The sequence below is a fragment of the Streptomyces sp. NPDC046215 genome, from assembly GCF_040646215.1.
Lineage (GTDB): Bacteria > Actinomycetota > Actinomycetes > Streptomycetales > Streptomycetaceae > Streptomyces > Streptomyces stramineus.
Window position 1 is genome coordinate 1 of the sequence record NZ_JBEYZW010000115.1, and the last position, 19,833, is coordinate 19,833.

Sequence of the window (19,833 nt, forward strand, 5' to 3'; positions counted from 1 at the left end):
GGTTGATGCACTCGAAACCGTAGAAGTGGGTGTTGCCGTCGGTGTCGTTGGCCTCGGGGTCCGGCACTCAGCCATAACCAGCCCGTCCGGCATTTGAGGACACCGCCGCGCAGCGGTGGTGCACCCCCACAACCCGCCGGCAAGGCCTACGTGAGGTCGAACTCGCCCTCGCGGGCGCCGAGTACGAAGGCGCGCCACTCGGCGGGGGTGAAGATCAGCGCGGGCCTCTCGGGCCTGCGGCCCTGGCGCATCGCGATGAAGCCTTCGACGAAGGCGATCTGGACGTCGCCGATCCCCTGACTGCCGGACAGCCATGCGGCGTTCGCGAGGTCGAGCTCCGGCTGTGCGTCGCCCATCAGTTGTTCAGTCGTGCTCTTCGCCACGTCCGTAACTCCTCCCGGTTCGACGTCCCGGCCGCCCACCCTAGCGAGCGCGGCGGGTGCCGGACAGGCCGCGCACGCCGTCAGGCGTCCGGCGGCTCGCTCCCCACCAGCCACATGGCGAAGAACTGCGCTCCCCCGCCGTAGGCGTGGCCGAGCGCCCTGGCCGCGCCCGCCACCTGGTGCTCCCCGGCCCGGCCGCGGACCTGGAGCGCGGCCTCGGCGAAGCGGATCAAGCCGGAGGCCCCGATGGGGTTGGCGGACAGCACCCCGCCGGAGGGGTTGACGGGCAGGTCGCCGTCCAGCTCCGTCGCCCCCGACTCGGTGAGCTTCCAGCCCTCCCCCTCCGCCGCGAAGCCCAGGTTTTCCAGCCACATCGGTTCGTACCAGCTGAAGGGCACGTACAGCTCGACGGCGTCGATCTCGCGGCGCGGGTCGGTGATCCCGGCCTGGCGGTAGACGGCCGCCGCGCAGTCCCGGCCCGCCCGCGGGGAGACGAAGTCCTTGCCGGCGAAGAGCGTCGGCTCGCTGCGCATGGCCCCGCCGTGCACCCAGGCCGGCGGGTACGGGCAGCGGGCCGCGCCCGCGCGGTCGGTGAGGATCAGCGCGCAGGCGCCGTCGGAGGACGGGCAGGTCTCGGAGTAGCGGACGGGGTCCCACAGCATGGGCGACGCCAGCACGCTCTCCAGGGTGATGCCGTGCTCGTGAAGGTGGGCGCAGGGGTTCTTCAGGGCGTTGCGGCGGTCCTTGTAGGCGACGCGGGCGCCGACGGTCGCGGGGGCGCCGCTGCGGCGCATGTACGCGCGGATGTGCGGGGCGAAGAAGCCCCCGGCCCCGGCGAGCAGGGGCTGCTGGAAGGGAACGGGCAGGGAGAGGGCCCACATGGCGTTGGACTCGGACTGTTTCTCGAAGGCCAGGGCCAGGACGGTCCGCTGGACGCGGGCGGCGACGAGGTCCGCCGCCACGAGGGCGGTGGAGCCGCCGACGGAGCCCGCGGTGTGCACCCGCAGGAGGGGTTTGCCGACGGCGCCGAGGGCGTCGGCGAGGTAGAGCTCGGGCATCATCACGCCCTCGAAGAAGTCGGGGGCCTTGCCGATGACGACGGCGTCGATGTCGGCCCAGGCGAGCTCGGCATCGGCCAGGGCGCGCCGGGCGGCCTCGCGGACGAGTCCGGCGATCGAGACGTCCCGCCGGGCGGCGACGTGCCGGGTCTGGCCGATGCCGACGACGGCGACGGGCTCCTTGCTCACCGGCGGTCTCCCTCCAGGACGGCGACGAGGTTCTGCTGCAGGCACGGCCCCGAGGTGGCGTGGGCCAGGGCCCGCCGGGAGGCGCCGCGGTGGATGCGGGCGGCCGCCTCGCCGACGCGGATCAGGCCGGCGGCCATGACGGGGTTCGCGGCGGCCGCGCCGCCGGAGGGGTTGACCGCCACGTCGTCGCCCAGGCGCAGGGCCTTGCGCAGGATGACTTCCTGCGAGGTGAAGGGGGCGTGGAGTTCGGCGGTGTCGGCGGGCCGGTCGAAGGCCCCGGCGCGTTCGGCGGCCAGGCGGGTGGAGGGCGAGTCGGTGAGGTCGCGGACGCCGAGGGCGTGGGCCTCGGTGCGGTGGTCCATGCCGCGGATCCAGGCGGGGCGGGCGCACATGCGGCGGGCGGTGTCCCCGGCGGCGAGGACGACGGCGGCGGCGCCGTCCCCCACGGGCGGGCAGTCGCCGGTGCGCAGCGGCCGGACGACGTGGTCGCCCTGCGGGACGGGGCCGCGGAGCTGGGCGCAGGGGTTGTCCGCGGCGGCGGCGCGGTTGCGGGCGGCGATGCCGGCGAGGGCGTGTTCGTCGGTCTCGCCCGCGTCGATGAGGGCCTGGGCCTGCAGCGCGGCCAGAGCGACGGGGTCGGGCCACAGAGGGGCGACGTAGTACGGGTCGAGCTGCCGGGTGAGGACGCTGCGGAGGTCGCCGGCGGAGGAGGTGCCGTGGGCGTAGACGAGCGCGGTCTCCGCCTCCCCGGTGAGGAGCTTGACCCACGCCTCGTACAGGGCCCAGGCCCCGTCCGTCTCGACGTGCGACTCCGCGACGGGCGGCCAGGCGCCGACGGTGTCGAGGGCCATGGTGAAGGAGAAGGGCCGGCCGGCGAGGTAGTCGCTCGACCCGGAGCAGGTGAAGTCGGCCTCGCCGGAGGCCAGCCCCGCCCGGTCCAGTACCTCGCGGAGCACGGGCAGCAGCATTTCGGCCTCGGACGTCCCGGCTGTGGAGCGCACGTGCCGGCTCTGGGCGAAGGCGACGACGGCCACGTCGCGGGCGGGGCGCGTCACAGCAGGTCCTTGTAGGTGTCGTAGGCGGCGTCGGGTTCGCCGGTGGGCCGGTAGTGGTCGGGGTGGCGGCCGCCCTCGGCCCAGACGGGTTCGACGCGGAGCCCCATGCGCACCTGGTCGCAGGGGATGCCGGCGATGCGCCCGTGCAGGGCCAGGTCGGCGCCGTCGAGGGCGATGTGGGCGTAGACGTAGGGCACTTCGACGGCCGCGCTCGCCGTGTCCCCGACGTGCTTCGCCTTGATGTTGACGACGCAGAAGGTGGTGACGGTCCCGCGCGGGCCGACCACGACCTGCTCGTCGGTGGCGAGGCCGCAGGTGGGGCAGGCGCCGCGGGGCGGGACGTAGACCTTGTGGCAGGCGGGGCAGCGTTCGCCGATGGTGGTGTGCCGGGTGAGGGCTTCGAGGTAGCGGCTCTGGGCCCGGCCGGGGGTGTAGGTGTAGTCGAGGCGGGCGGGGGTGGTGATCTGGGTGACGGGGTCGGTGAACGAGCCGTCGTGAGGGGCGGGCCGGGTGCCGCCGGGGTCCTCGGCCGGCGGGCACTGCTCGAAGCAGGCGATGTCGGTGATCGCGCCCGTGCGGGCGGCGGCCCAGCGCACGCGGACGCGCAGGCCGGTCCGTACGGCGTCCGGACCGGGTGCGTCGAGGGCGTGCAGGAGGGCGGTGTCCGCGCCGTCGAGGCGGACGAGCACCCAGGCGAAGGGGGTGGCGAGGGGCTGGCCGCTCCGCGGGGCGGGGTTCCAGGCCCAGGTGGTGACCGTGCCGGTGGTGCCGGTCGTGACGAGCTCGTGGAGCTCTTCGGCGGTAGCGGGGTCGTACTCGACGGGTGGCACGAGGACGCGGCCGTCGCGGGTGCGGACGCCGAGGACGAAGCGTTCGCGCAGCCCGGTGAGGAAGGCGCTCTGCACGGGCCCGAGGGAGCGGGTGAAGGGGAAGGCGACGACCAGGGGGGCGGTGAGGGGCTCCGGCATGTCCGCGGGTCTCCTTCTCGGGTTCTTCGGGCCTTTCGGGGCCGGCGGGCCGGCGGGGCCGCTCAGGCGCGGCGGAAGACGGGCGGGCGCTTTTCAGTGAAGGCGCGGGCGCCTTCCTTCGCGTCCTCGGTGGCGAAGACGGGCATGCCGCGCCGGAGTTCGAGGGCGAGGCCCTCGGCTTCGCTCAGCTCCGCGGTGTCGTAGACGCACGCCTTGACGGCCTCGACGGCGAGGGGGCCGCCGGCGTTGACGAGCGCGGCGGTCTCCAGGGCCGCGTCCAGGGCCGTGCCGTCGGGCACGACCCGGCCGACGAGGCCGATGCGCTCGGCTTCGCGGGCGGTGTACGAGCGCCCGGTGAGCAGCATCTCCAGGGCGTGGGTGCGGGGGATCTGGCGGGCGAGGCGGACGGTGGAGCCACCGACGGGGAAGAGGCCGCGGCGCACCTCGAAGAGGCCGAAGGTGGCGCTCTCGGCCGCGACGCGGATGTCCGTGCCCTGGAGGATCTCGGTGCCGCCGGCCACGCAGGGGCCCTCGACGGCGGCGATGACGGGCTTGCGGGGCCGGTGGTGGCGGAGCATGGCCTTCCAGTGCAGGTCGGGGTCGGCCGCGAACCGGTCGCGGCAGTGCTCGCCCGCCATGCCGCGCCCGGCGAGCGCCTTGAGGTCCATGCCCGAGCAGAAGGCGCCGCCCGCGCCGGTGAGGACGACGGAGCGGATCGCGTCGTCCGCGTCGGCCTCGGCCCAGCCGTCGTGGAGTCCGACGAGCATCGGCAGTGAGAGGGCGTTCCGCGCCTCGGGCCGGTTCAGGGTGAGCACCAGGGTCGCGCCGACGCGCTCGGTCTTGAGGTGTTCGGTCGCGCCCATGGCGCCTCCTCCCGGCGGTCCGGCCGCCGGGCCGGCCGTCGGCCGGGCGACGCGGAACGACGCAGAACAGGGTGCAGGAGGCGGGGGCACAGTTCAAGAGATTTCTGACTGCTCGTCAGATTGAGGGTGCGGCGGCCCTTCCGCCCGGCGGTCCCCGGCGCTGTAATGACGGCCCGGCCCGGTCCCCGCGCGCAGCCGGCAGGAGACAGGTGGACTCATGGAAATGAACCTCGCCGACCTCTTCGAGTCGATCGTCGACACGGTGCCCGGGCGGGAGGCCCTGGTCCACCTCGACCACCCGGGCAGCGGTGCCGAGCGCCGGCTCACGTACGCGGAGCTCGACGCGGCAGCCGGCCGGCTCGCCCACCACCTCCGCGACAGCGGCGTCGGCCCCGGTGAACACGTCGGGCTCCACCTGTACAACGGCGTCGAGTACCTCCAGACCCTGTGGGCCTGCCTGAAGATCCGCGCCGTGCCCGTGAACGTCAACTACCGCTATGTGGAGGAGGAGCTGTCCTACCTCTACCGGGACGCCGACCTGGTGGCGCTGGTCTTCGACGCCGAGTTCACCGGGCGGGTGGCCGCGGCCCTGCCCCCGGCCGGCGGGGTCCTGCGGCACCTCGTCCGGGCCGGGACACCGCCCGAGGGTGCGGCCGTGCCGCGCATCGAGCCCGTCCCCTTCACCGAGGCGGAGGCGGCGGGGTCCGCCGCCCGTGACTTCGGTCCCCGCTCCGGTGACGACCGGATCATCATCTACACCGGCGGCACCACCGGGATGCCCAAGGGCGTGGTGTGGCGGCAGGAGGACCTGTTCTTCTCCGGCCTGGGCGGCGGGGCGCCCACCGGGGTGCCCGTGAAGCGGCCGGAGGAACTGGCCGAGCGGGTCGCCGCGGGCGGTGAGGGGCTGGTCTTCTTCCCCACCGCGCCCCTGATGCACGGCACGTCCACGCTCACCGCGTTCGTCGCCTTCGGCCTCGGCCAGAAGGTGGTGATCCACCGCAAGTTCGCGCCCCACGAGGTGCTGCGCACCATCGCGCGCGAGCGGGTCACCAACGTCTCCCTCGTGGGCGACGCCATGCTGCGCCCCCTGGTGGACGCGCTGGCGGGGCCGCTGCGGGACACCGACTGCTCGTCCCTGCGGAGCGTCAGCAGCTCGGGGGCCGTCCTCTCCGGCACGGTGCGCGAGCAGTTCACGGCGCTGCTGCCGCGGGTGGCACTGCTCAACAACTACGGCTCCTCGGAGTCCGGTTTCAACGGCACCGCGGCGGCCGGCCCGGGCGCGGGCGACGGCTTCCGGCTGCGCGTCAACGGCCGTACGGCCGTTCTCGACCCGCACACCCACGAGCCGGTCGCGCCCGGCGAGGTCGGCCGGGTCGCCCAGCGCGGCCACGTCCCGCTCGGGTACCACAACGACCCGGTGAAAACCGCGGAGACGTTCTTCGAGGCGCGGGGCGAGCGGTGGGTGCTGCTCGGGGACGTGGCGACGGCCGACGCCGACGGGCTCGTCACCGTGCTCGGGCGCGGCTCGCAGTGCGTCAACACCGGCGGGGAGAAGGTCTTCCCGGAAGAGGTCGAGCAGGCGCTCAAGTCGCACCCGGAGGTGTACGACGCGCTCGTCATCGGCGTGCCCGACGCCCGGTGGGGGCAGTGCGTCGCGGCGGTCGTCCAGCTCCGCGAGGGCGCGGGGCCGCTGACGCTCGCCGCGCTGCAGGCGCACTGCCGCACCCGGCTGGCGGGGTACAAGGTGCCGCGCGGCGTGGTCTTCACCGAGCGGGTCCGGCGCTCGCCCAGCGGCAAGGCGGACTACCGCTGGGCACGCGGTGTCGCCTCCGGCGGGGGTGCGTAAGCGCTCCGCGAGAAGCCGGACGTGTCATCTGCGGGTGCATTGCGGCTGGTCGCGCAGTTCCCCGCGCCCCTGTGGGGCGCGGCTGAACCGCGCAGGACTTTGCCGATCCCGCTCAGGTCCCCCTTCTCACGCCCCGCGGGAGCAGACCGACGACAAGGCGCGGACCAGCGCCTTCGTGTGCAGGGCACCCAGGCGCTGCTCGTGGCGCACTCGCGCGGCCCCGGCGGTGAGCTGTGCACCGCAGGAGCGGGCGGCGCGGGCACGTGCCGAAGCGGCCACGGCGGCGACGAGCCCGTCGTTGAGGCGGTTGATCTCCTCGCGGACCTCCGCGAGGTCCGGGCGCTCGGCGGGTGCCTGCGACGGGTCGACCTCCCACCTGCGGTGCAGGCCGCGCTGGACGGTCTTGTTGGCCTCGATCTGGTCGCGGAAGATGCGCACCGTGGCCGCCGGGTCCGCCCCCAGCTCACCCGCGCGGGCCGCCACCGCGTCCAGGACCTGCCGCTCCCGGGCCGGGTCGTCGACGGGGCCGCCGGTGCCCCACTTGGCGGCGGCGACCTGGTCCGCCGTCCGCAGCCGCTGTGCCGAGAGATCGGCCAGCGGCAGCAGCTGCGCGTACGTGCGGGAGGCGGTGCCCGGCGAGGCCGCCACGGCGGGCACGGCGGACAGCAGGAGGGTGAGCGCGGAGGCCGGGACCAGCAGGTGGCGCAGCGGCGTACGGATACCCATGCGGGCGAGCGTAGCCCCGCCGCCCTCCTTGACGCCCGCCGCGCCCGGCTGATTGGTTGATCCCCAGCACGGCTACCGAATGATCGGTCGGTTCGCAGGGGCGGTGACGGCATCATGGCGGATTCCGGGGTTCTGCTGGACGCGGCGGAGCGGCTGACGCCCGGGGAGCTGGCGGAGCTGCAACTGCGGCGGCTGCGGGCCACCTTGCGGCACGCTTACGACCACGTGGCCTTCTACCGGCACGCCTTCGACAGCGCGGGGCTGCGGCCCGAGGACTGCCGCTCCCTCGCCGACCTCCCCCGGTTCCCCTTCACCACGAAAGCGGACCTGCGGGAGAACTACCCCTTCGGGATGTTCGCGGTGCCCGAGGCCGAGGTCCGGCGCGTCCACGCCTCCAGCGGCACCACCGGCGCGCCCACCGTCGTGGGGTACACCGCGCGCGACCTGGACACGTGGGCGGACGTGGTGGCCCGCTCCCTGCGGGCCGCCGGCGCCCGGCCGGGCCACAAGGTCCACATCGCCTACGGGTACGGGCTGTTCACCGGCGGCCTGGGCGCCCATTACGGTGCCGAGCGGCTCGGCTGCACCGTCATCCCCGCGTCGGGCGGCATGACCGCCCGGCAGGTCCGGATCATCACGGACTTCCGGCCCGAGGTCATCATGGTCACGCCCTCCTACCTCCTCACCCTGCTCGACGAGTTCGAGCGCCAGGGCATCGACCCCCGGTCCACCTCGCTGCGGATCGGCGTCTTCGGGGCCGAGCCGTGGACCGAGGAGATGCGGCGGGAGATCGAGGAGCGCTTCGCGCTCGACGCGGTCGACATCTACGGGCTCTCCGAGGTCATGGGCCCCGGCGTCGCGCAGGAGTGCGTGGAGACGAAGGACGGGCCGCACATCTGGGAGGACCACTTCTACCCGGAGGTCGTGGACCCGGTCACCGGCGAGGCGCTGCCCGAGGGCGCCCACGGCGAGCTCGTCCTCACCTCGCTCACCAAGGAGGCCACGCCGGTCGTCCGCTACCGCACCCGTGACCTCACCCGGCTGCTGCCGGGCACCGCCCGTCCCGCCTTCCGCAGGATGGAGCGGATCACCGGCCGCAGCGACGACCTGATCATCCTCCGCGGCGTCAACCTCTTCCCCGCGCAGATCGAGGAGATCGTGCTGCGCGTCCCCGGTGTCGCCCCGCACTTCCAGCTGCGGCTGACGCGGGAGGGCCGCCTGGACCACCTCACCGTCCGGGCCGAGGCCCGGACGGGCGCGACACCGGAGCAGCGCGCCGCGGCCGTCGGGGAGATCGCCCTGCGGGTGAAGGACGAGGTCGGGGTGTCGGTGGCCGTGGAGATCGTGGAGCCGGAGACGCTCGAACGGTCGGTGGGCAAAATCCGGCGGATCGTCGACATGCGGGGGCAGGCTCGCTGAGCGGGGTGCGCTGCGCGCGGCTCGGGGGCGGTGGCCGGTGCGTCTGTGCGCTGCCGCGGGGGGCGGGGGCCGCAGCCCGGTGGCCGGTGGCCGGCCTGGGTGCCTACCCGAGGCCACCGGGCCCCGGTCCGCAGGCACATCGGCCGCGCACGGCGCCCGCGCACACGGGCACCTGCGCACTACCCGACACCCGCGGCCCGTTGGCCGTTGCTTCTGCCCGCCGCCGGGCCTCGGCCTGCGCACGGCGCGCGAGCATGCGGGCATGCGGGCATGCGGGCATTTCCGCGGCGCCCGCAGCCCGGTCGCCGGTGTACCTACCCGCGCCCCCGGCCCGGCGGCCGATATGCCCACTGATTACCCGGGCCCCGGCCGACCGCGCCCCGCGCCACCGCGGGCAACTGACCGCCGGCCCCCCGCGTCCTACTCCCCGCAGTCAACTTCCTTGCCGTCCAGCCACTTTGGGAGTCACGTTGCCCTTACCTCATCGCTTACGCGCCGTCGCCGGCATCGGTCTCGCGCTGCTGACCGGTGCGGCACTGCTGCCCGGCCAGGCGGCCGCCGCCGCGCCGGACCGCGCGGAGCGCCTCTCCGGGGGCGGGCTGTCCGCCCTCGTCCGCTACACCGAGTACGGTGTCCCGCACATCACCGCCAAGGACTACCCGGGCCTGGGCTTCGGCCAGGGCTGGGCCCAGGCCGCCGACCAGGTGTGCGTCCTCGCCGACGGGTTCGTCACCCTGCGCGGCGAGCGCTCGCGCCACTTCGGCGGCGAGGCTGCGCCGCGTGACACCTCGCTGTCCTCGGCCGCCACGAACCTCTCCAGTGACCTGTACTTCCAGGGGCTGCGGGACGCGAAGACCGTGGAGAAGCTTCTCGACCGGCCCGCGCCCACCGGTCCGAGCCGGCAGGCCAAGGAGCTGATGCGCGGCTGGGCGGCCGGGTACAACGCCTGGCTGCGGCAGAACAAGATCACCGACCCGGCCTGCCGCACGGCCGGCTGGGTCCGGCCGGTGACCGCCTCGGACGTGGCGGAACGCGGCTACGCCATGGCGCAGCTGGCGGGCCGGGGCGCGTTCCCCGACGGCACCACGGACACGCGCCCGCAGGCCGGGCCCGCGCCCCGCGCGGCCGGAACCCCCGATCCGGCGGAGGCGTCCCGCGGGCTCTTCGGCCAGCGCGCCAAGAGCATGGGGTCCAACGCGGTCGCCTTCTCCGGCTCCACCACCGCCGGCGGACGCGGCCTGCTGCTCGGCAACCCGCACTACCCGTGGCAGGGCGGCGCGCGCTTCTGGCAGTCGCAGATGACCATCCCGGGCGAGCTGAACGTCGCGGGCGGCACACTGCTCGGCCTGCCGGTCGTCGCCATCGGCCACAACGCGGACATGGCGTGGAGCCACACGGTCGCCACGGGCATGGCGATGAGCCTGTACGAGCTGAAGACCGTTCCCGGCGATCCGTACTCCTACCTGATCGACGGCAAGCCCGAGCGGATGACCGAGCGCGCGGTCACCGTGCCGGTGCGGGGCAAGGACGGCCGCGTCACCGACGTCACCCGTACCCAGTGGTGGACCCGCTTCGGCCCCGTCACGACACGGCTGGACGACCTGCCGCTGCCGTGGACGGACCGCTCCGTCCACACCATGGTCGACCCCAACGCGACCAATCTGCGCATGATCGACGGCTTCCTGGCCCTGGGCAAGGCACGTGGGGTACCGGGTGTCCGGGACGCGCTGCGCCGCACCCAGGGGCTGCCGTGGGTCAACACCGTCGCCGCCGACTCCCGGGGCCACAGCCTCTACACCCAGTCGCAGGTGCTGCCGCGCGTCACCGACGAGCTGGCCGGGCGCTGCTCCACGCCGCTCGGCCGGCAGACCTTCCCGGCATCCGGCCTCGCGGTGTTGGACGGCTCGCGCCGGGACTGCGCGCTCGGTAGTGACTCCGACGCGCTGCAGCCCGGGATCTTCGGCCCGTCCGCGATGCCGACCCGCATCGACGCCCCCTACGCTGAGAACTCCAACGACAGCCCGTGGCTCGCCAATGCGGACCGGCCGCTCACCGGCTACCCCAGGATCTTCGGGGACACCGGCACCGCTCGTTCGCTGCGCACCCGCGGCGCCGTCGAGGATGTCGCGGCCATGGCGAAGCGCGGCAAGCTGACCTTGGCCGATCTGGAGCGCCAGCAGTTCGCCGACCGGGCGCCCGCGGGCGAGCTGGCGGCCACCGACGTGGCGAAGGGCTGTGCGGCGCTGCCGGGCGGCAGGGCCACGGACAGCGACGGGAAGCCCGTCGACGTCTCGGCGGCGTGCGACGCGCTGGGGGGCTGGGACCGGACCATGAGGGCCGACAGCAGGGGCGCGCTGCTCTTCGACCGCTTCTGGCGCGCTCTGCTCGATACCGTTCCGCAGGAGCGGCTGTGGCGGGTGCCGTTCTCGGCCGCCGCTCCCGTGACCACCCCGAACACCCTCAACACCACGGACCCGGGCTTCGCCACGGCGCTGGCCGACGCGGTGGGCGAGCTGCGGGCGGCGGGCATCGCGCTGGACGCGCCGCTGGGCGAGCACCAGTTCGTCGTACGCAACGGCAAGCGCATCCCGGTCTCCGGCGGCGCGCACGCGCTGGGCGTCTGGAACATGGTCGAGGCCCGCTGGGACGCCCCGCGCGGCGGCTACACCGAGGTGTTCCACGGCTCCAGCTACATCCAGGCCGTCGGCTTCGACGGCAGTGCCTGTCCCATGGCCAGGACGCTCCTGACCTACGGGCAGTCCTCCAACCCCCGCTCGCCGCACTACAGCGACCAGACCGAGCTGTTCTCGGCGGGCCGGATGGTCAAGAGCCGGTTCTGCGAGAAGGACATCGCGGCCGCGCCCGGGCTGAAGGTGGTGCGGGTGAGCGAACGCTGAGATCGCACGGGCGCACCGCGCGGGATGCGCGGTGCGCCCTGCGCCCGGTTCCTCCTGGGGTAGGACCGGGGGTCAGACCCAGAGCTGGACCGCTTCGAGCCGCAGTGAGCTGCCCGTGGTCCCCACGGTGACGGAGGCGCCCCGGGTTGCGCCCATCCAGCCGATGTTCTGCACGTGCGCCCGCGCGGTGACGGTGCCGGAGCCAACGCTTATGGAGAGGGCCTCCATGCGCCGGGCCTGGCCCGTGGTGCCGACCAGGACGTTTTGGTAGTCGCCGGCGCACCGGGTGCCCTGCCAGCCGATGTCCCGCAGGTGGGCGTTGGCGCACAGGCCGCCGACGTTGCCCGTCGCGATCTCCAGGGCCTCGACGGCTCTGCTCTGCCCGGCCGTTCCGGCGACGGTGCCGTCGCAGACGACGGGCTGCCAGCCGATGTCCGCCACGTGGGCCCGGTAGCAGATGATCCGGGCGTCGGCCGTGGACGGGCCGCGCTTCGCCAGTTCGGCCTTCACCGCTTCGGCCGCCGTGCGCGGCGCGCCGACCGTCGTACCGCTCCGTCCGGTGTCCGCGGACGGGGACTGTGCGTGGGCCGTTCCCATGCCCGCCGCGCCCAGTACGGCGGTGACGGACAGGGCGAGCAGGGCTTTTCCGCTCTTGGTGATGAAGCCGTTCACCGTTGTTCCTCCTGTTGGTTGGCTGACCGCGCCCATGTCTAGCGAGCCGGGGCGGTGAGCGGAACCACTGCGCGGCGCATCGGCCGGGAATGGGGCGGGACCGGCCGGTACCGCACGGTTCAGACCGCGCGGTCCGGATCTTTCCGGTACCGCTCGCGCAGGCGCCGTTTGTACAGCTTGCCGTTGGGGTCGCGGGGCATGGCCGCGGTGAACTCCACCGACCTGGGGCACTTGAAGCCCGCCAGGTGCCCGGCGCAGTGGGCGAGAAGCTCGGTGGCGAGCCGCGGGCCCGGCGGGTGGCCCGCGGCGGGTTCGACGACCGCCTTGACCTCCTCGCCCCAGTCCTCGTGCGGGACGCCGAAGACGGCGGCGTCGGCGACGGCGGGGTGCGCGAGGAGGACCGATTCGATCTCGGCGGGGTAGATGTTGACGCCCCCGGAGATGATCAGGTCGATCTTGCGGTCGCGCAGGAAGAGGTAGCCGTCCTCGTCGAGGAAGCCGAGGTCGCCGACGGTGAAGTAGTCGCCGATGCGGTTCTCGCGCGTCTTGCCGGCGTCGTTGTGGTAGCTGAAGGCTCCGGTGGTCATCTTCATGTAGACGGTGCCGAGCCGCCCGGCGGGCAGCCGCTCGCCGGCGTCGTCGAAGACGGCGAGTTCGCTGATGGGCCAGGCCCGCCCGACCGTGCCGGGCTTCTTCAGCCAGTCCTCCGCGGTGGCGAACGCCCCGCCGCCCTCACTGGCCGCGTAGTACTCCTCGACGCAGTCGCCCCACCAGGCGATCATCGCCCGTTTGACGTGGTCGGGGCAGGGCGCGGCGCCGTGCACGGCGTGCCGCATGGACGACAGGTCGTAGGCGTCGCGGACCTCCCGCGGCAGCGCGAGGAGCCGCCGGAACTGGGTGGGGACCATGTGGGTGTGGGTGCAGCGGTGGGTGTCGATCAGGCGCAGCATCTCCTCGGGCGTCCACTTGTCCATGACCACCAGCCGGTGGCCGATGTGCAGGGACGCGGCCGCGAACTGGAGGACGGCCGTGTGGTAGAGCGGTGAGCAGACCAGGTGGGTGTTGCCGTCGAACGGCTTGATGCCGAAGATGCCGAGGAAACCGCCGAGGTGGGAGTCCTCGGGAGGTTTTCCGGTCAGGGGGCGGCGGACGCCGCGTGGCCTGCCGGTGGTGCCGGAGGTGTAGTTCATGACCCAGCCGAGCGAGCGGTCCGGGGGCGGGGTGGCGGGGTGCCCGTCGAGGAGCTCGCCGAAGGGCCGGAAGCCGGCGGCGGTCCCGACGGCGTAGCGGCGGTCGGCGGGCAGGCCCGCCTCGTCGGCGGCGGCCCTGGCGGTGGCGGCGAAGCGCTCGTGGGCGAGGAGCACCCGGGCCTGCGCGTCGGCGACGATCCAGGCGATCTCGGCGCCGACGAGGTGGTGGTTGACGGGGACGAGGTAGAGGCCGGCCTGGGTGGCGGCCAGGTGGGCGGTGAGCAGTTCGGGCCCGTTGGGCAGGACGGCGGCGACGGCGTCGCCCGTCCGCAGGCCCGCGGCGCGCAGCCCGTGGACGAGCCGGTTGGCGGCGGCGTGCAGGCGGCCCGCCGTCCACGTCGCGCCGTCCGGGGCGATCAGAACGGTGCGGTCGGGGTCGGCGGCGGCCTGGGCCCAGAAGCCGTTGGGCGGTGGGGGCATGGCGTGCTCCTCCTCGGGTGCGGGCGCGGGCGGCGGCCGGGTCCGGGCGTCAGGCGCGCCCGGCGATGCGGTCGATGCGGTCGACGGCGCGCTCGAAGCCGGCCGTCAGCTCGTCGAAGACGGCCCGGACGCTGCGCCGGGTCTCCATCCGGCCGACGATCTGGCCGACGGGGGTGCCGAGCAGCGGTTCGACCTCGTACCGCTGGATGCGGGAGAGGGCTTCGGCGACGAGCAGCCCTTGCAGGGGCATGGGCAGGGCCCCGGGGCCGGCCGGGTCGTCCCAGGCGTCGGTCCAGGCGGTGCGCAGCTGGCGGGCGGGTTTGCCGGTGAGGGCGCGGGAGCGGACGGTGTCCCCGGAGCCGGCGGCGAGGAGCTTGGCGGTCAGGGCCGGGGAGTGCAGTTCCGCCTCGTCGGTGGTGAGCCAGAGGGAGCCCAGCCAGACGCCCTGGGCACCGAGGGCGAGGCCGGCGGCGATCTGCTCGCCGCTGCCGATGCCGCCGGCGGCCAGGACGGGCAGCGGGTCGACGGCCCGGACGACCTCGGGGGTCAGGACCATGGTGGCGATCTCGCCGGTGTGGCCGCCGGCCTCGTAGCCCTGGGCGACGACGATGTCGATGCCGGCGGCGGCGTGCCGGGCGGCGTGGCGGGCGCTGCCCGCGAGGGCGGCGACGACGGCGCCGTGGGCGTGGGCGCGGGTGACGACGTCGGCGGGCGGCGGGCCGAGGGCGTTGGCCAGCAGCGCGACGGGGTAGTCGAAGGCGGCGTCGAGCTGGGCGCGGGCGACCTCCTCCATCCAGCCGGTGATGCGCCACCCGGAGCGGTCGCCCGCGGCGAGTTCGGGCACGCCGTGCCGGGCGAGGGTCTCGCGGACGAAGTGCCGGTGCCCGGCCGGGATCATCGCCTCGACGTCGGCCTCGCTGACGCCCTCGACCTTGCGGGCGGGCATGACGACGTCGAGCCCGTACGGCTTGCCGCCGGTGTGCTCCTGCATCCAGTCGAGGTCCCGCCGGAGCGCGTCGGGGTCGGTGTAGCGCACGGCGCCGAGCACCCCGAGCCCTCCGGCGCGGGTGATGGCGGCGGCCACCGCCGGGAAGGGCGTGAAGCCGAAGACGGCGTGCTCGATTCCCAGGTGCCGGCTCAGCTCCGTCTGCATGGGCGGCAGGATGCCGCAGCGGGCCGGGCGAGGGAAGAGTTTTTCTGATGGAACGTCAGTTACCGGGCGGCCGGCGGCGGCCCCGCCGTCATCTGCGGTGCTGCGCGCCGCGGCCGGCCCGGGTCTGGCGCAGGGCCGCGACCTGCCGGTAGAGCTCGACGGCCTCGGTGGAGCGGCCGAGCTGCTCCAGGCAGTGCGCCTCGTCGTTGCGGCTGGTGAGGGCGTCGGGGTGGTCGGCGCCCAGCACCCGCTGGCGGGCCTGGGCCACCTCGCGGTACAGGGCCAGGGCCTCCGTCCAGCGGCCGAGCCAGCCCAGGCCGACCGCGATCTCGCGGCGGCTCACCAGCGTCTCGGGGTGGTCGGCGCCCAGGACCCGGGCCCGCACGCCGCCGACCTCCCGGGCCTCGGCGAGCGCCTCCTCCCAGCGGCCGAGCCGGCCGAGGTTGACGCCGAGGCAGTGCCGGGCGCGCAGGGTGTCGGGGTGCTCGGGGCCCTGGGCCCGGGTGCGCTCGTCGACCAGGTCCCGGAACAGCCGCAGGGCCTCGGCGCTGCGGCCGAGGCGGCCGAGGCAGATGCCCGCCTCGTAGCGGGCGGCGAGCGTGTCGGGGTGGTCGGCGCCCAGCGTCCGCTGCCGCACGGCGGCCACCTCGCGGTAGGTCTGCAGGGCGTCGGTCCAGCGGCCCAGCCGGCCGAGCGCGTAACCGACCTCGTAGCGGGTGACGAGGGTGTCGGGGTGGCTCGCGCCCAGGACGCGGGCGCGGGCGGCCGCCACGTCGCACGCCATGCGGTACGAGTCCGCGGCCCGCCCCAGCCGGCCCAGGTTGAAGGCCAGGTTGTGCCGGCAGCGCAGGGTGTCCGGGTGGTCGGGGCCCACCGTCCGCTCCCGGGCGGCGAGCACGGCGGCGTACGCGTCGTGCGCCTCCTCGTGCCGGCCGAGCTGACCGAGGACGAACGCGGTCTCCTGCCGCGCGGCCAGGGTGTCGGGGTGGTCGGGGCCCAGCGTCCGCTCCCGGCCGTCCGCGACCCGGGTGTACTCGCGCAGCGCCTCGCCGGGCCGGCCCCGCAGACCCAGCGTGAAGGCGGCCTCGTACCGGCTGGCCAGGGTGTCGGGGTGGTCCGGGCCGAGGACGCGCTCCCGCTCGGCCGCGACGGCGCGGTGGGCCTCGCCGGCCTCGGCCCACCGGCCCAGCCGGCCCAGCCGCAGGGCTTCCTGATGGCGGGCGGCCAGCTCCCCCAGGATCGCCGGGGGCGGCTCGGACGCGAGGATCTCGGGTTCTTCGAGCACGCCGGCGCCGACCGGCGTTCCGGGCCGGCCGCCCGGCCGGCCCACCGACGGACTGCCGGGCCCCTTCGTCCACGTGCCCGTGAGCGCCGCGGCCGGGTCGGGCGGGAGCACGTCCAGGGCGCCGGAGCCGGTCGCCTTGGACCCGGTGGTCATGGACCGGGCCCAGCCCGGCAGCCGGGGCGGCTCGGGCAGCCTGGCCGACGCCCGCAGGCGCCGCCGGGCCTCCGGCAGGGTCCGGGGCACGGGGCCCGCGTGCGCGGCGCGGCACAGGTCCAGCAGGCGCCCGTGCACGGCCGCGGCGTCGGGCGGCCGGTCGTCGGGGTCCTTCGCCAGCAGGTCCAGGACGATCGCCTCCAGGTCTTCCGGCAGCTCGGGGCGGCGCTCCCGCAGGGGCCGGGGCACGGTGTCCCGGTGGCCGACGAGCACGGCCCAGGCGTCGTCCATGTCGAACGGCGGGGCCCCGGTGGCCACCTCGTACAGCACACAGCCCAGCGAGTACAGGTCACTGCGGTGATCGACGGATCCGCCGCCGATCTGCTCCGGCGACATGTAGTGCGGGGTGCCCATGGCGATGCCGGTGCCGGTGAGGCGGGAGGAGGACGAGAAGGAGGAGCGGCCCATGTCGTGGCCCAGCCGGGCGATCCCGAAGTCGCAGATCTTCAGCGTCCCGTCGGCGAGCCGCACGATGTTGGCGGGCTTGAGGTCACGGTGCACCACGCCCTGCCCGTGGGTGTAGGCGAGGGCCGCGGCGAGCTGCTCGCCGATGTCGACGACCTCGGACAGCGGCAGCGGCAGCCGGCCGTTGTCGTCCAGGAGCTCGCTGAGGTTGCGGCCGTCGAGCAGCTCCATCACCAGGTACAGGACGCCTTCGAACTCGCCGAAGTCGTGGACGACGGTGATGCCGCGGTGCTGCAGGGCCGCCGCGACCCGCGCCTCGCGCCGGAACCGCTCCCGCAGCACCCTCAGGTAGGACTGCTCGTGCTGGGGCCCCAGCGGCTTGAGGCACTTCAGGGCCACCTGGCGCCCGAGCGACTCGTCACGGGCCCGCCACACCTCGCCCATCCCGCCCCGCCCGATGCGGTCGAGCAGCACGTACCGGTCCTGGATCAGCCTGGTTTCCGCCATCCTCCGCCGCCGCCCCCGTCGCGTCGCTGTGCATCCCCCGGCCCGACCAGTATGGCGGCCCCTCTTCGCCCCTTGTAGACGGAGGAAGGGGTACCGGATCCCGGCCGGGCGCCCGCCGGGCCCCGGGCCCCGGCCGTCCGTCCCCGGCCTCCGCACCGGCCGCCCCCGCCGACGGGGCCCTGCCGAGAGGGGAGGTCGATCACGAGATATCTTGATGTCGAGCAATGTTGCAAACGTGGAGCGGAGCACCGGTGACTGACTCGACCATCATCTATACACACACCGACGAGGCCCCGGCCCTGGCGACGTATTCGTTCCTGCCCGTGGTCCAGGCGTACGCCTCGACGGCCGGTGTCACGGTGGAGACCCGTGACATCTCCCTGGCGGGGCGCATCATCGCCCTCTTCCCCGAGTACCTCGAGGAGGGCCGGCGGATCGACGACGCGCTCGCCGAGCTCGGACAGCTGGCGAAGACGCCCGGCGCCAACATCATCAAGCTGCCGAACGTCTCGGCCTCGATCCCGCAGCTGAAGGCCGCCGTGGCCGAGCTCCAGCAGCAGGGCTACACGCTGCCGGACTACCCGGACGACCCGAAGACCGACGAGGACCGCGACGTCCGCGCGCGGTACGACAAGATCAAGGGCAGCGCCGTCAACCCGGTCCTGCGCGAGGGCAACTCCGACCGCCGCGCCCCCGCGTCGGTCAAGAACTACGCCAAGGCCCACCCGCACCGCATGGGCGCCTGGAGCGCCGAGTCGAAGACGAACGTCGCCACCATGGGCGCCGACGACTTCCGCTCCACCGAGAAGTCCACGGTCATCGCCGAGGACGGCACGCTGCGCATCGAGCTGGCCGGGGACGACGGCTCGACCACCGTCCTGCGCGAGTCGGTACCCGTGCTCGCGGGCGAGGTCGTCGACGCGTCCGTCATGCGCGTGGCGGCCCTGCGCGAGTTCCTGAGCGAGCAGGTCGCCCGCGCTAAGGCCGAGGGCGTGCTGTTCTCGGTGCACCTGAAGGCCACGATGATGAAGGTCTCCGACCCGATCGTCTTCGGCCACGTGGTGCGCGCCTTCTTCCCGAAGACGTTCGCCGCGCACGGTGAGACGCTGGCCAAGGCCGGTCTGACGCCGAACGACGGCCTCGGCGGCATCTACAAGGGCCTGGAGTCGCTGCCCGAGGGCGCCGCGATCAAGGCGTCCTTCGACGCCGAGCTCGCCGAGGGCCCGGCCCTGGCGATGGTCGACTCCGACAAGGGCATCACCAACCTGCACGTGCCGAGCGATGTCATCGTCGACGCCTCCATGCCGGCGATGATCCGCACCTCCGGCCACATGTGGGGCCCGGACGGCCAGGAGGCCGACACCCTCGCCGTGCTGCCCGACAGCAGCTACGCCGGTGTCTACCAGACCGTCATCGACGACTGCCGCGCCCACGGCGCCTTCGACCCCTCGACGATGGGCTCGGTGCCCAACGTCGGTCTGATGGCGCAGAAGGCCGAGGAGTACGGCAGCCACGACAAGACCTTCGAGATCCCCGCCACCGGCACGGTGCGGGTCCTCGACGGCAGCGGCGCCGTGGTGCTGGAGCAGACGGTCGGCGCGGGCGACATCTTCCGCATGTGCCAGACCAAGGACCTGCCGATCCAGGACTGGGTCAAGCTGGCCGTCAGCCGCGCCCGCGCGACCGGCAACCCGGCCGTGTTCTGGCTCGACGAGGGCCGCGCGCACGACGCGCAGCTGATCGCGAAGGTCCGCACCTACCTCGCCGAGCACGACACCGAGGGTCTGCGGATCGAGATCATGTCGCCGGTCGAGGCGACCGCGTTCTCCCTGGAGCGCATCCGCCGCGGCGAGGACACGATCTCGGTCACCGGCAACGTGCTGCGCGACTACCTCACCGACCTGTTCCCGATCCTCGAGCTGGGCACGAGCGCGAAGATGCTCTCCGTCGTCCCGCTGATGAACGGCGGCGGCCTGTTCGAGACGGGTGCCGGCGGCTCCGCGCCCAAGCACGTCCAGCAGCTGGTCAAGGAGAACTACCTGCGCTGGGACAGCCTGGGCGAGTTCCTCGCGCTGGCGGTCTCCTTCGAGCACCTCGCCCAGACGACGGGCAACGCGCGCGCCCAGGTGCTCGCCGACACCCTGGACCGGGCGACCGGCACGTTCCTCAACGAGGACAAGTCGCCCAGCCGCCGCCTCGGTGGCATCGACAACCGCGGCAGCCACTTCTACCTCTCCCTCTTCTGGGCGCAGGAGCTGGCCAAGCAGACTGAGGACGCGCAGCTCGCGGAGGCGTTCGCCGCGCTCGCCAAGACGCTGGCCGAGCAGGAGCAGACCATCGTCGACGAGCTGATCGCGGTGCAGGGCTCGCCGGCCGACATCGGCGGCTACTACCAGCCCGACCCGGCCAAGGCCGCGGCCGTCATGCGCCCGTCGGCGACGTTCAACCAGGCCATCGCGACCCTGGGCTGACGCGTCGGCGGGGGGGGGGGGGCGGCGGGGGGGGGGGGGGGGGGGGGGGGGGG

General features: G+C 74.3%; 14 protein-coding genes. 4 read left to right on the forward strand and 10 right to left on the reverse strand.

The window, feature by feature from the left end; translation table 11 throughout:
* Positions 1-146 precede the first annotated feature (146 nt).
* The 5 genes from ABZ951_RS30825 to ABZ951_RS30845 all read right to left on the reverse strand — a co-directional run bounded on the left by ABZ951_RS30825 (position 147) and on the right by ABZ951_RS30845 (position 4,516).
* Complete coding sequence (locus ABZ951_RS30825; protein ID WP_344094157.1) at positions 147-383, reverse strand: DUF397 domain-containing protein; 237 nt, start codon at positions 381-383, stop codon at positions 147-149.
* Positions 384-463: 80 nt separating this feature from the next.
* Entirely contained in the window at positions 464-1,630 is a 1,167-nt protein-coding gene (locus ABZ951_RS30830; protein WP_361281320.1) for a thiolase domain-containing protein, read from the reverse strand.
* The gene (locus ABZ951_RS30835) at positions 1,627-2,685 is read right to left on the reverse strand and encodes a lipid-transfer protein (protein ID WP_344094161.1); all 1,059 of its coding nucleotides are present in this window, start codon (positions 2,683-2,685) and stop codon (positions 1,627-1,629) included. The genes ABZ951_RS30830 and ABZ951_RS30835 overlap by 4 nt, the downstream gene beginning before the upstream one ends.
* Positions 2,682-3,653 (reverse strand): OB-fold domain-containing protein, encoded by a 972-nt coding sequence (locus ABZ951_RS30840; RefSeq protein ID WP_344094162.1) that lies wholly within the window; start codon positions 3,651-3,653, stop codon positions 2,682-2,684. Before ABZ951_RS30840 ends, ABZ951_RS30835 begins: the two co-directional genes overlap by 4 nt.
* A 62-nt stretch (positions 3,654-3,715) precedes the next feature.
* On the reverse strand, positions 3,716-4,516 hold the full coding sequence (locus ABZ951_RS30845; protein ID WP_344094163.1) for a crotonase/enoyl-CoA hydratase family protein: 801 nt from the start codon (positions 4,514-4,516) through the stop codon (positions 3,716-3,718).
* A 217-nt stretch (positions 4,517-4,733) separates the two neighbouring features.
* On the opposite strand from ABZ951_RS30845, the gene ABZ951_RS30850 reads away from it, so the two are divergent.
* The gene (locus ABZ951_RS30850) at positions 4,734-6,362 is read left to right on the forward strand and encodes an acyl-CoA synthetase (protein ID WP_344094165.1); all 1,629 of its coding nucleotides are present in this window, start codon (positions 4,734-4,736) and stop codon (positions 6,360-6,362) included.
* Between the two features lie 126 nt (positions 6,363-6,488).
* Here the strand turns inward: ABZ951_RS30850 and ABZ951_RS30855 are convergent, their stop codons facing one another.
* Positions 6,489-7,088 (reverse strand): chorismate mutase, encoded by a 600-nt coding sequence (locus tag ABZ951_RS30855; protein WP_344094167.1) that lies wholly within the window; start codon positions 7,086-7,088, stop codon positions 6,489-6,491.
* Positions 7,089-7,202: 114 nt separating this feature from the next.
* Here ABZ951_RS30855 and paaK point away from each other — a divergent pair, with 114 nt between their 5' ends.
* Positions 7,203-8,507, forward strand: a complete 1,305-nt coding sequence (gene paaK, locus ABZ951_RS30860) for a phenylacetate--CoA ligase PaaK (protein WP_344094169.1) — start codon at positions 7,203-7,205, stop codon at positions 8,505-8,507.
* Between the two features lie 470 nt (positions 8,508-8,977).
* The gene (locus ABZ951_RS30865) at positions 8,978-11,404 is read left to right on the forward strand and encodes a penicillin acylase family protein (RefSeq protein ID WP_344094171.1); all 2,427 of its coding nucleotides are present in this window, start codon (positions 8,978-8,980) and stop codon (positions 11,402-11,404) included.
* A 72-nt stretch (positions 11,405-11,476) separates the two neighbouring features.
* On the opposite strand, the gene ABZ951_RS30870 is transcribed toward ABZ951_RS30865, so the two are convergent.
* From ABZ951_RS30870 to ABZ951_RS30885, 4 genes are all read right to left on the reverse strand, one after another.
* Positions 11,477-12,076: a hypothetical protein gene (locus tag ABZ951_RS30870; RefSeq protein WP_344094174.1), complete on the reverse strand. Its 600-nt coding sequence runs from the start codon at positions 12,074-12,076 to the stop codon at positions 11,477-11,479.
* Positions 12,077-12,195: 119 nt separating this feature from the next.
* Complete coding sequence (locus ABZ951_RS30875) at positions 12,196-13,746, reverse strand: acyl-CoA synthetase (RefSeq protein ID WP_344094176.1); 1,551 nt, start codon at positions 13,744-13,746, stop codon at positions 12,196-12,198.
* A gap of 49 nt (positions 13,747-13,795) precedes the next feature.
* Positions 13,796-14,899: a nitronate monooxygenase gene (locus tag ABZ951_RS30880; RefSeq protein ID WP_361281328.1), complete on the reverse strand. Its 1,104-nt coding sequence runs from the start codon at positions 14,897-14,899 to the stop codon at positions 13,796-13,798.
* Between the two features lie 88 nt (positions 14,900-14,987).
* Positions 14,988-17,309 carry a tetratricopeptide repeat protein gene (locus ABZ951_RS30885; protein ID WP_344094178.1) on the reverse strand — a complete coding sequence of 774 codons (2,322 nt, stop codon included), beginning with the start codon at positions 17,307-17,309 and terminating at the stop codon, positions 14,988-14,990.
* Positions 17,310-17,560: 251 nt separating this feature from the next.
* On the opposite strand from ABZ951_RS30885, the gene ABZ951_RS30890 reads away from it, so the two are divergent.
* Positions 17,561-19,780 (forward strand): NADP-dependent isocitrate dehydrogenase, encoded by a 2,220-nt coding sequence (locus tag ABZ951_RS30890; RefSeq protein WP_344094180.1) that lies wholly within the window; start codon positions 17,561-17,563, stop codon positions 19,778-19,780.
* Positions 19,781-19,833 lie beyond the last annotated feature (53 nt).

Bases quoted from the DNA above. Each gene is read 5' to 3' on its own strand.
- ABZ951_RS30850 (WP_344094165.1), top strand. From the start codon at position 4,734: ATGGAAATGAACCTCGCCGACCTCTTCGAGTCGATCGTCGACACGGTG.
- ABZ951_RS30875 (WP_344094176.1), bottom strand. From the start codon at position 13,746: ATGCCCCCACCGCCCAACGGCTTCTGGGCCCAGGCCGCCGCCGACCCC.
- ABZ951_RS30845 (WP_344094163.1), bottom strand. From the start codon at position 4,516: ATGGGCGCGACCGAACACCTCAAGACCGAGCGCGTCGGCGCGACCCTG.
- ABZ951_RS30855 (WP_344094167.1), bottom strand. From the start codon at position 7,088: ATGGGTATCCGTACGCCGCTGCGCCACCTGCTGGTCCCGGCCTCCGCG.
- ABZ951_RS30840 (WP_344094162.1), bottom strand. From the start codon at position 3,653: ATGCCGGAGCCCCTCACCGCCCCCCTGGTCGTCGCCTTCCCCTTCACC.
- paaK (WP_344094169.1), top strand. From the start codon at position 7,203: ATGGCGGATTCCGGGGTTCTGCTGGACGCGGCGGAGCGGCTGACGCCC.
- ABZ951_RS30885 (WP_344094178.1), bottom strand. From the start codon at position 17,309: ATGGCGGAAACCAGGCTGATCCAGGACCGGTACGTGCTGCTCGACCGC.
- ABZ951_RS30880 (WP_361281328.1), bottom strand. From the start codon at position 14,899: ATGCAGACGGAGCTGAGCCGGCACCTGGGAATCGAGCACGCCGTCTTC.